Here is a 14,925-nt window from a genome sequence, read left to right on the forward strand (position 1 = left end):
TCAAACGATAGTCGCCATCTGGCACTCTTCACGCCTGACTGATGGCCTGTTCAACCTCAAATCGATTCGTCACTTTGCTGTCGATTTTCACGTAAGCCGAATGCTCTTTCGCTACAATTAACACTTCGCTTATCCCTTCTTTAGCCAGCAGACGCTGCTTAAGGGTGTCATCTGCGGCAATCTCAGGTGGGATTTCCACTCGCAGGCTGCTGACATACGGCGGCTCTTTCATTGTGCTTGCCACCAACAACCAAACTGCCGCCAGAAGCGCGCCGGCCAGGAATACCGCCTGACCATCAAACATTTCGACCACCCAACCGCCGAGCGAACCGCCAATCGCCACGCCAAGAAACTGGCTGGTGGAGTAAACGCCCATCGCCGTGCCTTTATAGCCAGCCGGAGACTCTTTGCTGATAAGCGAGGGGAGGAGGGCCTCCATCAGGTTGAAGGCGAGGAAGAATATCTGAACGCCTGCAATCAGCCCCCAAAAACGCACGTTAGCGCTCCACAATACAATCTCTGCGATAAGGATCAGTAACACGCAGGCGAGGAATACGCGCTTCATCCGCCGCTTCACTTCTGCGTAAATGATGAACGGCACCACGGAAACAAAGGACAGCAGCATCGTCACCAGATAAATTTTCCAGTGCTCTGCGGCGGGGAAACCGGCTTTCGCCAGTTGGCCCGGTAAGGCGACGAAAGTGGACATCAACAAAATGTGCAGACACATGATGCCAAAGTTGAGCTTGAGCAGTTTGGGCTCCGCCAGCACTTTGCTGAAGCTGCCTTTTACCATGCCAGATTCGCGGTTCAGCACGTGGCTGGTGCTATTGGGAACGACCCAAATGGTTAGCACGATGCCGGTGGTTGCAAGAGCTGCAATCATCCAGAACAGCGCGTGTAGTCCCAGCGCATGGGTAACGATCGGTCCTAGCACCATCGCAATGGCGAAGGTGATACCAAAGCTGACGCCGATAAACGCCATCGCTTTGGTACGGTTTTGCTCACGGGTTAAGTCGGAAAGCAGCGCCATCACGGCGGCGGCAATCGCGCCAGAGCCTTGCAAAGCGCGACCGAGAATAATGCCCCAGATTGAATCGGAGAGGGCGGCAATCACGCTGCCGAGAACGAACACCGCCAGCCCGCCGACGATAAGCGGCTTACGACCGATGCGGTCAGAAAGCAGACCAAAGGGGATCTGGAAAACGGCTTGCGCCAGACCATAAATGCCAATGGCAAGGCCAATCAGCGCTTCACTGGCACCCTGTAGCGCCATACCGTACGTGGTCAGAACCGGCAGAACCATAAACATGCCAAGCATGCGCAACGAGAATACGGTCCCTAAACCCCAGGTGGCGCGCAACTCACCGGGCGTCATTTTGTAATCGTTCATTCCCACCTCTGTATTAATTTCGCGCCTAGTGTAAAGCGGGGAAGGAGTGCGGTAAACCTCTACGATATGTGGAATTGTGTAGTGGGAAAATTGAAATAATTACAACTGCAACTAATTTACTTGCGATAATTACAGGTGTAGTCTTTTTGTGGTTATTTCTAATGGAAAGAGGGAAAAGGAAAATGGCGATTCCGGGCAATATGTGGATTTATGACGATGGTGGTGCGCTGATTAAGGGCGGGTGTGATGTAAAAGGAAGAGAATACAGTATTGAATTTAAAGGCTTTCATCACAATTTGTCTATTCCCACTGATAACGGTACAGGCAAGCCAACAGGCACACGCCAACATTCACCGATGATGATCGTCAAAGAGTTTGACTACTCCAGCCCGTATTTATACAAAGCTGTCGCTTCTGGTCAGAATCTTAAGTCTGCAGAGATTCGTTGGTACAAAATCAATGATGCCGGTCAGGAAGTTGAATACTTCAATATGTTTCTGGAAGGGGTGCGGATTGTCTCCGTTTCTCCCTCGATGGCTGGTCCAGAGGACATGAATAATAACCATCTTGAAACCATAGAATTACGCTACGAAAAAATCACCTGGAAGCATTGCGACGGGAACATTATCTATACCGACGCATGGAATGACCGGCAGACGGCATAATGGGGGATTGAATGGACACAACTGAAGAGGCGAATGGAACCTATTGGTATCATGGTCACGCTAACGTAACGTCGGGTGAACTGTTTGATTTGATATTCATTGAGCAGTTGGCAGATTCATTAGGTATCACCACGGAAGCTGTTATGCTGGTTTTGATCGGTCAACCATTTATTCCTGTCAAAGGAAAACTATCAGCAGCCACGAACACTCCAGGCACTAGTATTGCATCAATTCTATGTAGAAAACTTCTGAAAGGGGCTCGGTTCCCGTTTGGTTTAAGACTACACGCTCCTATGGGGAAGTTTTCCAAATTGAAGATGGTTCCAACAAATCAAATAGCAACTTACATAGGCCGTTGGGTTCCTTTTGTCGGGCATGCTCAGTTAATCGTGCTTTTGTTCGCGGTGACAAAACATACCCGCGATAAATACAACCTCATCGCACGACCCAAAGATCGCATACAGTGGACATCTTTCTGATGAGAAATTATGAAGCTGAAGTTATTGAGTACATCATGAAGAATTACCCAATCAGGGAACGTTGGTTTAGGCCTGGTCTTAAGCAGGTCACGAAAGAATGGACCCTGGAGGATGATTTTCAGTTTATTCCGGAAGATGCATATGATTTTTTAGCTGATTTATTTGAGCATTTTGATATTGAATATTCGAACTTTGATGGAAGGAATTATATTGAACAAGAATACCCTTTCTGGAAAAAAGATCCTCCTGAAATTGAATTAAAGCCTTTGACAGTAGAGATGATTATAGAGTCAGCAAAGGCGGGGAAATGGCTTTATGACTGAATAACATCCCTGCCAATAAAAAAGGGTGCCGGAGGCACCCTTTTCGTACCAGCAGATCGTTACCAGACGTAAGTCAGCAGGTTCTGCGAGTTTGGCACCATAAAGTCAACGGACATCATCACGGAAAGCGCGGTAATGGCGATGATGGAGAAACCGAACAGCTTGCGCGCCCAGACCCTGTCATCTTCCACTTTATAACCGCGCAGCGCCATGCCCAACCACCAGACGCTCACCGCCGCAGCAACAATCAGGTATTTATAACCAGCATAGCCGCCCAGGGTGAGCATCAGCGTGGCGATAGCAAACGCCACGATGTACAGCGTGATATGGTTCTTCGCGACCGAAATACCTTTCACCACCGGCAGTACCGGGATGTTGGCTGCCTGATAATCCTTAAAGCGGAAAATCGCAATCGCGTAAGAGTGCGGCATCTGCCACAGGCTGAAAATAGCCAGCAGAATCAGCGCGCCGCTATCGAACTCACCGGTTACGGCGCAGTAGCCAATCACCGGCGGCGCAGCGCCGGAGAGTGAGCCAATCAGCGTGCCATAAACGGAATGGCGCTTCATGTACAGGCTATAGACGCCCACATAGACCACGAAGCCCATTACCCCCAACCAGCAGGCCAGAGGGTTCGCGCCAAACCACAGCAGCATAAAGCCAGCAATACCCAGCAGGGTGGCGTATACCAGCGAGACCGCAGGGGAAATCAGACCTTTAACCAGCACGCGGTTTTTGGTCCTCTCCATCTTCCTGTCGATATCCCTGTCGATGTAGTTGTTAAATACACAACCCGACGCCACAACCAGTGACACCCCAACCAACGTGTAGATAAACAGGGGATAATCAATGCTGCCTTTCGAGGCCAGCAGGAATCCCCCAATCACCGAGATCAGGTTGCCAAAGATGATGCCTGGTTTTGTTACTTGCAGGTATTGCTTAAACATCATAATCGCCGCTCTTAGTGCATCATCATGTTGTAGTTAAGGTTCCACATAATCCAGATGGAGCCCACAACCAGGATGGCGATGATTAGCACAGTAAAGACAAAGGCTGTCATGTTCCAACCTTCATCAGATTTGCTATTCATGTGCAGGAAGCACACCAGGTGCACCAGAATCTGTACCACTGCCATTGCCAGAATAGTTCCCAGAATGACGGCAGGAGAGGCAGAACCTGTCATGACCATCCAGAACGGAATAACCGTCAGGATTATCGACAGGATAAAACCTGTCATGTAGGTTTTTACGCTGCCATGGGATGCGCCGCCGCTCTCGTTAGAATGACTCATTACATCGCCCCCATCAGATAAACAACAGTGAACACACAGATCCACACCACATCCAGGAAGTGCCAGAACAGGCTCAGGCACATGATGCGGGTACGGTTAGTACTGGTCAGGCCGCGACGAGCAACTTGCACCATCAGCACCGCCATCCAGATAAGACCGGAGGTGACGTGCAGACCGTGCGTGCCGACCAGCGCGAAGAACGCAGACAGGAAGCCGCTGCGATCCGGACCCATACCGTTAACAATCAGGTGATGGAATTCATAGAGTTCCATCCCGATGAATCCGGCACCGAACAAGAAGGTCAACGCCAGCCAGGAGATAACCTGGCTCTTGTTGTTCTTGTACATGGCGATCGCCGCCATGCCGTAAGTAATAGAGCTGAATAACAGCAGGAATGTTTCAACCAGAACGAACGGCAGTTCAAAAATGTCCTTACCTGTTGGGCCACCTGCGGTGCCGTTCACCAGAACGGCATAGGTTGCAAACAAAATAGAGAACAGAATGCAGTCGCTCATCAGGTAGACCCAGAATCCGAAGATCTTGGTCTGGCCTGCATCGTGGTGCCCGTGTTCGTGCGCGTGGGCAGTCGCGTGCGTTAAAGTATCAGTTGCCATTTTTCAGCCCTGCCTTAGTAATCTCATCGAAATGCTGGTTTTCCAGTTTTTCGACTTCCGGGACCGGCACGTAGTAATCCACGTCTTCATCAAAGCTTTTCACAATCCAGCTGATAATCATGCCTGCGAAGCTTGCAATCGCCAGCCACCAGATATGCCAGATCATGGCGAAACCAAACAGTGTTGCGAAGGCGGTAATGACGATACCGGCACCGCTGTTTTTCGGCATATGAATTTCTTCATAGTGCGCAGGCTGCTTGTACGCTTCACCTTTTTCTTTCATTTCCCAGAAGGCATCACGCTCATGAACGTGCGGCACAACGGCAAAGTTGTAGAACGGAGGCGGGGAAGAGGTTGCCCACTCCAGCGTACGACCACCCCATGGGTCACCGGTCAGGTCGCGGTTCTGCTCGCGGTCGCGAATAGAAACGAAGATCTGAATCAGCTGGCACAGGATACCCAATGCAATCAGCGCGGCACCGCAGGCGGCAACGACCAGCATCGGATGGAACTGCGGGTCAATCTGCTGGCTGAGGCGACGGGTCATCCCCATAAAGCCCAGCACATACAGCGGCATAAACGCCACGAAGAAGCCGATGATCCAGAACCAGAATGCGCGTTTACCCCAGGTTTCGTTCAGCGTGAAGCCAAACGCTTTTGGCCACCAGTAGGTCATACCTGCGAAGCATCCAAATACGACGCCGCCGATGATAACGTTATGGAAGTGCGCAATCAGGAACAGACTGTTGTGCAGCACGAAGTCCGCACCCGGAACCGCCAGCAGTACGCCGGTCATGCCGCCGACTGAGAAGGTAACGATAAAGCCAATCGTCCACAGCATCGCTGAGTGGAATACGATACGACCCTGGTACATGGTGAACAGCCAGTTGAAGATCTTCACCCCGGTCGGGATGGCGATAATCATGGTGGTAATACCGAAGAAGGCGTTTACGTTAGCGCCTGCACCCATGGTGAAGAAGTGGTGCAGCCAAACAACGAACGACAGAACGGTGATACACACGGTTGCCCACACCAGTGAGGTGTAACCAAACAGACGTTTACGTGAGAAGGTTGCAGCGATTTCGGAGAACACACCGAAGACCGGCAGAACCAGAATGTACACTTCCGGATGGCCCCAGGCCCAAATCAGGTTGATGTACATCATCATGTTGCCGCCCATATCGTTGGTAAAGAAATGGGTGCCTAAATAGCGATCCAGGGTCAGCAACGCGACGGTAACCGTCAGGATTGGGAAAGACGCGATAATCAGGATGTTCGCACACAGCGATGCCCAGCTAAATACCGGCATCTTGAACATGGTCATTCCTGGCGCACGCATCTTAATGATGGTCACAAAGAAGTTGATCCCGGTTAGGGTTGTACCAATACCGGACAACTGGACTGCCCATATCCAATAATCGACCCCGACGCTTGGACTGTACTCTATTCCCGAGAGTGGCGGGTACGCCAGCCAACCGGTCTGTGCGAATTCACCCACGCCCAGAGACAGGTTAACCAGGATTACGCCGACAACGGTGAACCAGAAGCTCAGGTTGTTCAGGAACGGGAATGCAACGTCACGTGCGCCGATCTGCAGCGGAACCACCAGGTTCATCAGACCGATAACAAATGGCATTGCCACGAAGAAGATCATAATCACGCCGTGAGCCGTGAAGATCTGGTCGTAGTGGTGAGGTGGCAGGAAGCCCGCTTCACCTGCAGAAGCCAGCGCTTGCTGACTACGCATCATGATGGCGTCGGCAAAGCCACGAATCAACATGACGATTGCGACAATGACATACATGATGCCAAGGCGTTTGTGGTCAACCGAAGTTAGCCACTCTTTCCACAGGTAGGTCCACTTACCGAAGTAAGTGATTAGGCCCAGTAAGGCCGCACCACCGATGATAATGGCAGCGATCGTAACCATGACAATTGGTTCATGGAACGGCACTGCATCCAGCGTCAATTTTCCGAACATCGTATTCTTCCTCGGCCCCTTAGTGAGCGGATTCCGCGTGGCTCATGTCCATGCCTTCCATTCCTTCGTGTGCGCTGTGCTCACCTTCGGGTTGGGTCATGTCCATGCTCTTACCGTGAGCCATAAATTTGTTAATAACGTCTTTAAACAAATCTGGTTTCACGTTGGAGAAGTATTCCACCTGGTTGTATTCGCTTGGCACAGCCACTTTTTCGAACGCAGCCATGTCGCTCATGGTGTTCGTGGACTGTTTAGCTTTAGCAACCCATTGGTCGAATTCGGCGCGGTCCTTTGTTGCGATAGCCTTGAACTTCATACCGGAGAAGCCTGGTCCGCTATAGCTTGCGGAGATACCATCATAAGTACCGACTTCGTTGGCGATCAGATGCAGTCGAGTCTGCATACCGGCCATGGCATAAATCTGGCTACCCAGACGCGGGATAAAGAAGGAGTTCATCACGGAGTTGGACGTCACTTTGAACTCAACCGGAGTATTCGCCGGGAAGGCGATTTCATTCACGGTAGCGATACCTTGTTCCGGATAGATGAAGAACCATTTCCAGTCCATGGAAACCACTTCAATGGTAATGGGCTTCTCGTCATGCGCCAGCGGTTTGCTTGGCTCAAGAGCGTGAGTGGTTTTCCAGGTCAGTACGGCAAGGAAAATGATGATTAAGATCGGCACCGTCCAGACCACAGCTTCCACTTTATTGGAGTGTGACCAGTTCGGGCTGTACTTCGCATCTTTATTGCTTGCACGATACTTCCAGGCGAAACCAACAGCCATCAAGATGGCAGGAATAACGACAATCAACATCAGGCCAAATGCCGTCAGTATCAGAGAACGTTGTTCCAGTCCAATCTGTCCTTTAGGGTCAAGCAGCGCAGAATTACAGCCACTGAGTAATGCAGTGCCTGCAATTAATGACAACCATCCCAAACTTTTATTGTATTTCCTGAGTCTCATTTAACGACCTCAATTCCACGGGACCGGGTGGCGTTTAAAGTGTGAGGGCATTTTACGGGAAGGTTACATTACTGTAAACATCCTTGGATCTGTGTTACTGGGTTCTGCCGGGCATGTCACATATGTTGCAATATATGTCGTTTTGACTTTAAGAACCTGTTGCAACATCACGTTATAACGAAAGCGGGCAAGCGGGAGACGTGCTGAGGGCAATTGGTATAACCAATACGAAAATAAAACAATTGTTTAACAATTGATTATCAATAAAAAGACAATTGAAGAACAAAAAATAAATCTGTAGTGGCTGAATCGAGTAAGGGAAATAGTATATATAAAAGGCGTCAATAATTTCCAAATTCTTTGGCGCACAAAATAACAAATAATATTTTTAGTAATTGTTGTTTATTTAGCCGTTATAATTACGCAGGGTGATTACAACGGCGATATTAATGTGGATTTTTACGCCAGGCGGGTTTTGCGCAGTGCCAGATAATCCAGCAATCCACCAAAAACGACCCCGCAGACCGCGACCACCACCGAGATTTCCAGCAGTTCCGGCAGGAAGGAGAAGTGGGTGTAATCCAGCGCGTTCATGGTTAATAGCAGCAGCCAAACCACCAGCAGACAGCAGCCCGCAACCAACGTCATTAATGCCAGGCTGTACGCGCTACGAAATTCCGTGCGCGGAATGAAGCTCTCATTTTGCCAGCTATGTTCCAGAGTCTGACGACAAACCAGCAGCAGTATGAGGCCGGGGATAGCGGCAAACACAGAGAACAAATAAAACGTTGGCCACCCATGCGCTTCGACAAACCAACCTGCTACTGGGCCAACGTAAACGCGACCAACGGCGGAAAGCGCGGAGAGCAGAGCGAACTGGGTCGCTGAGAAGGACTTATTGCACAGCGTCATTAATAAGGCGACAAACGCTGCCGTACCCATGCCACCACACAGGTTTTCAAAGAAGACGGCGGCGGCCATACTGAACATGTGTTTTTCAGTGATGGACAATAACCAGTAGCCCGCATTCGACGCCCCCTGCAGGATGCCGAAAATCAGCAATGCGCGAAACAGCGAAAGGCGTTGCATCAGGATCCCGCCGTACAGCGCGCCAACGATGGTTGCCAGCAGTCCGAGCGTTTTATTCACCACGCCTACTTCACCCGCATCAAATCCGACGCCGCGGATTAAAAAGGTTGTAGTCAGGCTCATGGCAAAGGCATCCCCGAGCTTATACAGAACGATAAGCAGCAGAATTAGCCAGGCATTGTTACGACCAAAGAAGTCGCGCAGAGGGGCCACAACCGCCTGCTCCAGCGTTTTGGGCACCGGAATGGCATCAGTCGGTTCGGGCGCTAGCAGGGTAGCAATGATGCAAGGTATCAGCAGCGCCGCCATCAGCCAGTACATTCCTTGCCAGCCCAGCCAGCGGTCGGCCATCCACAGAGCCAGCCCACCGGAAACCAGCATCCCTAAACGATAGCCCAGCACGCTGATAGCCGCGCCGGTGCCGCGTTCTTCGGCGGGTAGCACGTCGGTTTTCCATGCGTCAAAGACGATATCCTGCGATGCCGAGCAAAACGCGATCACCACCGCAAGCGCGGCCATCCAGCGTAGCTGCGTGCCAGGCTCCAGAAAGCCCATCGCGGCGATAGAAATCAGTAACAGCACCTGAGTTGCCAGCAACCAACCACGGCGTCGACCTAAAAACGGCGGCGTGTAGCGGTCCATTAGCGGAGACCAGAGGAACTTAAACACGTAGGCCTGGCCGACCAGAGAAAAGAAACCGATGGTTTTAAGATCGATATTCTCGACCGTCATCCATGCCTGAAGCGTACCCGAGGTCAGAGCGAGTGGTAAACCGGAGGCGAATCCCAGTATGAGCAGGATAGCTGAACGTGGTTGCTGAAAAATACGTAAGTAATGACTGGACATGGGCTTCTATAGGCCCGACGAACGCCGGGCCATATGGGCAGAAATTAACGAGCGTTCTGCTTGATGAAATCGTGAACGCTGGTGTCCTGAGACATATCAGCGATGGTATCGGTCAGCACGCTGTTAACGGCGTCAGCGATATTTTTGTTAGAGGCCTGCAGTGCGCCTTCAACAGAATAGCTTGCGCGGTAGTTTTTGGTCATCTTGTTGCCGTTAGCAGCAGTCGCAATGATGGCGATGTCTGCCTTGGTGGCGATGTTATAGCGCACGCTACCCTGGGACACGTCTGCATACAGCTGGCTAACAATGATTTGCAGGTTAACAGCACCGTTTGGCCCAATCATATAACCGCGTGCGGTCATCTGTTTTTCCAGTACTTCTTGCAGCAGGAAGCGCAGATCGCGGGACGCGGTCAGGGTAACAAGCTGGTTGTCACGGGTAACTTTTGCCAGCGCCTGATCCTGACGCTGGTCGGCACCATTGATGCTAACGGTCACACCCATCAGGCTCGGGTCCTGCTGTGGCAGGGTAATTTTCGGGGAAACTTCAATAGTGGTCGGCGGCGTTGCGCATCCAGCTAACATAAACAGCGCGACAAACGGGACGAGGATTTTTTTAAACATGCCAGGGCTCTCAGCGAATCTAAATTGTATGGTTGGAGAAAATTCCCGCCATCATAACATCGCCAACGATGAGGGGAAGTGGGTAACGCATGTAAATTCATTGTGTTGTCAGTTTTATGTCTTTGTGGAGACCATAAACGGACTTTTTGCAATAAATCGAAGTGAGGATTTAGTGAACTTCATCCATTTGGCTGAGAAAATCAGACAAACGCTAATTTTTTGTTGCTAAGGTGTAATGAAAGCGGTAAAAGCGGCTAGTATTTAAAGGGATGGGTGACATCTCAGCGTTGTCGGAGGAAAAACTTCATGATGATTCGTGAGCAAATAGAAGAAAAATTAAGGGCAGCGTTCCAACCCGTGTTCCTCGAAGTTGTGGATGAAAGCTATCGTCACAATGTCCCGGCAGGTTCTGAAAGCCACTTTAAGGTTGTGCTGGTTAGCGATCGCTTTACAGGTGAGCGTTTTCTGAATCGTCATCGGATGATTTACAGCACCTTAACGGTGGAGCTTTCCACAACCGTTCATGCACTTGCCCTGCATACCTACACCATTAAGGAGTGGGAAGCGTTGCAGGATACGATTTTTGCATCGCCTCCGTGTCGTGGGGCGGGAAGCATCGCGTAAAAACGGATTTGCAACAACCGACGCTTTTCCAGTATGTTGCTACAGATTATGTGAAAACGGCCTGCGGGCCGTTTTGTTTTGTCTGAATTCTGGGGCAGTCGTACAGTATTCAGACAAAAATTAGCCGGGAATTGTGAAAAAAGCCGCAGCAACGCGCGATAACCGTTCTCGACTCATAAAAGTGATGCCGCTATAATGCGCGTCTTATTTTTCGGAATGTCTTCGGGATGATTCTGACGACAGGGAATGTGATTGCTTATGAGAACATCCCAGTTCCGCGAAGCCAACAACCTGTGCTTGCGGAGAAGAGTTGACCGAGCACTGTGATTTTTTGAGGTAACAAGATGCAAGTTTCAGTTGAAACCACTCAAGGCCTTGGCCGCCGTGTAACGATTACTATCGCTGCTGACAGCATCGAGACCGCTGTGAAAAGCGAGCTGGTCAACGTAGCGAAGAAAGTGCGTATTGACGGTTTCCGCAAAGGAAAAGTACCGATGAATGTTGTTGCTCAGCGTTATGGCGCGTCTGTTCGCCAGGACGTTCTGGGCGACCTGATGAGCCGCAACTTCGTTGACGCGATCATCAAAGAAAAAATCAATCCGGCTGGCGCACCGAACTACGTTCCGGGCGAATACAAACTGGGTGAAGATTTTACTTACGCGGTAGAGTTCGAAGTTTACCCGGAAGTTGAGCTGACTGGCCTGGAAGCAATCGAAGTTGAAAAACCGGTTGTTGAAGTCACCGACGCTGACGTTGACGTGATGCTGGACACCCTGCGTAAGCAGCAGGCTACCTGGAAAGACAAAGACGGCGCTGCAGATGCAGAAGACCGTGTAACCATCGACTTCACCGGCTCTGTAGACGGCGAAGAGTTCGAAGGCGGCAAAGCGTCTGACTTCGTACTGGCGATGGGCCAGGGTCGTATGATCCCAGGCTTTGAAGAAGGCGTTAAAGGCCACAAAGCTGGCGAAGAGTTCACTATCGATGTGACCTTCCCGGAAGAGTACCACGCTGAAAACCTGAAAGGTAAAGCCGCTAAGTTCGTTATCAACCTGAAGAAAGTTGAAGAGCGCGAACTGCCGGAACTGACTGAAGAATTCATCAAACGTTTCGGCGTTGAAGATGGTTCCGTAGCGGGTCTGCGCGCTGAAGTACGTAAAAACATGGAACGCGAGCTGAAAGGCGCTGTGCGTAACCGCGTTAAATCTCAGGCGATCGAAGGTCTGGTAAAAGCTAACGACATCGACGTTCCGGCTGCTCTGATCGACAGCGAAATCGACGTTCTGCGTCGTCAGGCTGCACAGCGTTTTGGCGGCAACGAAAAACAAGCTCTGGAACTGCCGCGTGAACTGTTCGAAGAACAGGCTAAGCGTCGCGTAGTTGTAGGTCTGCTGCTGGGCGAAGTGATTCGTACCAACGAGCTGAAAGCTGACGAAGATCGCGTTAAAGGCCTGATCGAAGAGATGGCTTCTGCTTACGAAGATCCGAAAGAAGTTGTTGAGTTCTACAGCAAAAATAAAGAGCTGATGGACAACATGCGTAACGTCGCTCTGGAAGAGCAGGCTGTTGAAGCCGTTCTGGCGAAAGCGAAAGTGACTGAAAAAGCCACTTCCTTCAACGAGCTGATGAACCAGCAGGCGTAATTCGTCGCTTATTTAGCACGAATTTCGTACGCAAGCCCGTCACCTTTTGGTGGCGGGTTTTTTTTTGTCACGGATTTTGCATGGGAAGAGTGCGAAAACAGCGTTTCAGTGTTAGCGTTACAACAAAAGATTGTTATGCTTGAATTATGGCGATGTCGTACCCATTACTGAGGGACTAGCTGATAATCCGTCCATAAGGTTACAATCAGCACAGCAGGTTTTTTCAAATTTTATCCAGGAGACGGAAATGTCATACAGCGGCGAACGAGATAACTTTGCACCCCATATGGCGCTGGTGCCGATGGTCATTGAACAGACCTCACGTGGTGAGCGCTCTTTTGATATCTATTCTCGTCTACTTAAGGAACGCGTCATTTTTCTGACCGGCCAGGTCGAAGACCATATGGCTAACCTGATCGTGGCGCAGATGCTGTTCCTGGAAGCAGAAAACCCAGAAAAAGATATCTACCTGTACATCAACTCCCCTGGTGGAGTGATCACTGCCGGGATGTCTATCTATGACACCATGCAGTTTATTAAGCCGGACGTCAGCACCATTTGTATGGGCCAGGCGGCCTCAATGGGCGCGTTCCTGCTGACTGCCGGGGCGAAAGGTAAACGTTTTTGCCTGCCTAACTCTCGCGTCATGATCCACCAGCCTCTGGGCGGTTACCAGGGCCAGGCAACGGATATTGAAATTCATGCCCGTGAAATCCTGAAGGTAAAAGGGCGCATGAACGAACTTATGGCGCATCATACGGGTCAATCTCTTGAGCAGATTGAACGTGATACCGAGCGCGATCGCTTCCTCTCCGCTTCTGAAGCGGTAGAGTACGGTCTGGTCGACTCGATTTTGACCCATCGTAATTAATGCCCAGCGCGCAGGTGTACCGCTATAATTACCTGGAGCGGCACAACGCTGACTAGCGTCTTGCGCCTGAGAATGGCATTTGCGTCGTCGTGTGCGGCACAAAGAACAAAGAAGAGGTTTTGACCCATGACAGATAAACGCAAAGATGGCTCGGGCAAATTGTTGTACTGCTCTTTTTGCGGCAAAAGCCAGCATGAAGTGCGTAAGCTGATTGCCGGACCATCCGTGTATATCTGCGACGAATGTGTTGATTTATGTAACGACATCATTCGCGAAGAGATTAAGGAAGTAGCACCGCACCGTGAACGCAGTGCGCTGCCGACGCCGCATGAAATTCGCAACCACCTGGACGATTACGTTATCGGTCAGGAGCAGGCGAAGAAAGTGCTGGCGGTCGCGGTATACAACCATTACAAACGTCTGCGCAACGGCGACACCAGCAATGGCGTTGAGTTGGGCAAAAGTAACATCCTGCTGATTGGCCCGACGGGTTCCGGTAAAACGCTGCTGGCTGAAACGCTGGCACGCCTGCTGGACGTTCCGTTCACTATGGCCGATGCCACCACGCTGACCGAAGCTGGTTATGTGGGTGAAGATGTTGAAAATATTATTCAGAAACTGCTGCAGAAGTGCGATTACGACGTGCAGAAAGCACAGCGTGGGATCGTCTATATCGATGAAATCGACAAGATTTCTCGTAAGTCTGACAACCCGTCCATTACCCGTGACGTTTCCGGCGAAGGCGTACAGCAGGCGCTGTTGAAACTGATCGAAGGTACGGTTGCTGCCGTTCCACCGCAGGGGGGGCGTAAACATCCTCAGCAGGAATTCCTGCAGGTTGATACCTCCAAGATCCTGTTTATCTGCGGCGGTGCCTTTGCCGGTCTGGATAAAGTCATTGCTAACCGTGTTGAAACGGGCTCCGGCATTGGTTTTGGCGCAACGGTAAAAGCGCAGTCTGATAAAGCCAGTGAAGGTGAACTGCTGTCGCAGGTGGAGCCGGAAGATCTGATCAAATTTGGTCTGATCCCTGAGTTCATCGGGCGTCTGCCGGTTGTAGCGACGCTGAGCGAACTGAGTGAAGAAGCGCTGATCCAGATCCTGAAAGAGCCGAAAAATGCCCTGACCAAGCAGTACCAGGCGCTGTTCAATCTTGAAGGTGTTGATCTGGAATTCCGTGAGGAAGCGCTGGATGCGATCGCCAAAAAAGCGATGGCACGTAAAACCGGTGCTCGTGGTCTGCGTTCTATCGTCGAAGCCGCACTGCTTGACACTATGTACGATCTGCCTTCTATGGAAGACGTCGAAAAAGTGGTGATCGATGAGTCGGTGATTGGCGGCCAGAGCAAGCCATTGCTGATTTACGGTAAGCCGGAAGCGCAGCAGGCATCTGGCGAATAATTCATCAATTCATACAGACATTTAATTAATAAGGGGGGATTTTATCTCCCCTTTTATTTTTCCGTAAACATGGCGTTGAATGTGTGGGAAACATCCCCATATACTGACATACATG

15 protein-coding genes are annotated in these 14,925 nt (G+C 50.6%); 7 read left to right on the plus strand and 8 right to left on the minus strand.

Features of this window, described 5'->3' with window-relative positions; all coding sequences use genetic code 11:
* Window positions 1-28: 28 nt before the first annotated feature.
* Window positions 29-1,393 carry an MFS transporter gene (locus N0B36_RS01020; RefSeq protein WP_016152045.1) on the minus strand — a complete coding sequence of 455 codons (1,365 nt, stop codon included), beginning with the start codon at window positions 1,391-1,393 and terminating at the stop codon, window positions 29-31.
* Window positions 1,394-1,575: 182 nt separating this feature from the next.
* Between N0B36_RS01020 and N0B36_RS01025 the strand changes: the two genes are divergently transcribed.
* Genes N0B36_RS01025 through N0B36_RS01035 form a run of 3 tightly spaced genes read left to right on the plus strand, consistent with a single transcriptional unit; the run spans window position 1,576 to window position 2,860 of the window.
* Complete coding sequence (locus tag N0B36_RS01025) at window positions 1,576-2,058, plus strand: type VI secretion system tube protein TssD (RefSeq protein WP_016155861.1); 483 nt, start codon at window positions 1,576-1,578, stop codon at window positions 2,056-2,058.
* Between the two features lie 11 nt (window positions 2,059-2,069).
* Window positions 2,070-2,537: an STM2901 family protein gene (locus N0B36_RS01030; protein WP_016152047.1), complete on the plus strand. Its 468-nt coding sequence runs from the start codon at window positions 2,070-2,072 to the stop codon at window positions 2,535-2,537.
* Entirely contained in the window at window positions 2,537-2,860 is a 324-nt protein-coding gene (locus N0B36_RS01035) for a DUF1493 family protein (RefSeq protein WP_016152048.1), read from the plus strand. The genes N0B36_RS01030 and N0B36_RS01035 overlap by 1 nt, the downstream gene beginning before the upstream one ends.
* A 59-nt stretch (window positions 2,861-2,919) precedes the next feature.
* Here N0B36_RS01035 and cyoE read toward each other — a convergent pair whose 3' ends face one another.
* The 7 genes from cyoE to N0B36_RS01070 all read right to left on the minus strand — a co-directional run bounded on the left by cyoE (window position 2,920) and on the right by N0B36_RS01070 (window position 10,271).
* On the minus strand, window positions 2,920-3,810 hold the full coding sequence (gene cyoE / locus N0B36_RS01040; protein ID WP_003831005.1) for a heme o synthase: 891 nt from the start codon (window positions 3,808-3,810) through the stop codon (window positions 2,920-2,922).
* An 11-nt stretch (window positions 3,811-3,821) separates the two neighbouring features.
* Entirely contained in the window at window positions 3,822-4,151 is a 330-nt protein-coding gene (locus tag N0B36_RS01045) for a cytochrome o ubiquinol oxidase subunit IV (RefSeq protein ID WP_003831006.1), read from the minus strand.
* Complete coding sequence (locus N0B36_RS01050; RefSeq protein ID WP_003831007.1) at window positions 4,151-4,765, minus strand: cytochrome o ubiquinol oxidase subunit III; 615 nt, start codon at window positions 4,763-4,765, stop codon at window positions 4,151-4,153. Before N0B36_RS01050 ends, N0B36_RS01045 begins: the two co-directional genes overlap by 1 nt.
* Window positions 4,755-6,746, minus strand: a complete 1,992-nt coding sequence (gene cyoB / locus N0B36_RS01055; RefSeq protein WP_003831008.1) for a cytochrome o ubiquinol oxidase subunit I — start codon at window positions 6,744-6,746, stop codon at window positions 4,755-4,757. Before cyoB ends, N0B36_RS01050 begins: the two co-directional genes overlap by 11 nt.
* A gap of 19 nt (window positions 6,747-6,765) precedes the next feature.
* Window positions 6,766-7,713 (minus strand): cytochrome o ubiquinol oxidase subunit II, encoded by a 948-nt coding sequence (cyoA, locus tag N0B36_RS01060; protein ID WP_003847580.1) that lies wholly within the window; start codon window positions 7,711-7,713, stop codon window positions 6,766-6,768.
* Between the two features lie 459 nt (window positions 7,714-8,172).
* Window positions 8,173-9,648, minus strand: a complete 1,476-nt coding sequence (gene ampG / locus N0B36_RS01065) for a muropeptide MFS transporter AmpG (RefSeq protein ID WP_259685570.1) — start codon at window positions 9,646-9,648, stop codon at window positions 8,173-8,175.
* A gap of 44 nt (window positions 9,649-9,692) precedes the next feature.
* Window positions 9,693-10,271 (minus strand): lipoprotein, encoded by a 579-nt coding sequence (locus N0B36_RS01070; RefSeq protein ID WP_016152050.1) that lies wholly within the window; start codon window positions 10,269-10,271, stop codon window positions 9,693-9,695.
* 306 nt (window positions 10,272-10,577) lie between these two features.
* Here N0B36_RS01070 and bolA point away from each other — a divergent pair, with 306 nt between their 5' ends.
* From bolA to clpX, 4 genes are all read left to right on the plus strand, one after another.
* Window positions 10,578-10,895 carry a transcriptional regulator BolA gene (gene bolA, locus N0B36_RS01075; RefSeq protein ID WP_016152051.1) on the plus strand — a complete coding sequence of 106 codons (318 nt, stop codon included), beginning with the start codon at window positions 10,578-10,580 and terminating at the stop codon, window positions 10,893-10,895.
* Window positions 10,896-11,239: 344 nt separating this feature from the next.
* A complete protein-coding gene (gene tig / locus N0B36_RS01080; protein WP_003021622.1) occupies window positions 11,240-12,538 on the plus strand; it encodes a trigger factor in 1,299 nt (432 codons plus the stop codon).
* A 247-nt stretch (window positions 12,539-12,785) separates the two neighbouring features.
* Entirely contained in the window at window positions 12,786-13,409 is a 624-nt protein-coding gene (gene clpP / locus N0B36_RS01085) for an ATP-dependent Clp endopeptidase proteolytic subunit ClpP (protein ID WP_003021624.1), read from the plus strand.
* A gap of 126 nt (window positions 13,410-13,535) precedes the next feature.
* Window positions 13,536-14,810 (plus strand): ATP-dependent protease ATP-binding subunit ClpX, encoded by a 1,275-nt coding sequence (gene clpX, locus N0B36_RS01090; protein ID WP_003831013.1) that lies wholly within the window; start codon window positions 13,536-13,538, stop codon window positions 14,808-14,810.
* The last annotated feature ends 115 nt before the right edge of the window (window positions 14,811-14,925 follow it).

This window comes from Citrobacter sp. XY323, assembly GCF_025106035.1.
Lineage (GTDB): Bacteria > Pseudomonadota > Gammaproteobacteria > Enterobacterales > Enterobacteriaceae > Citrobacter > Citrobacter braakii.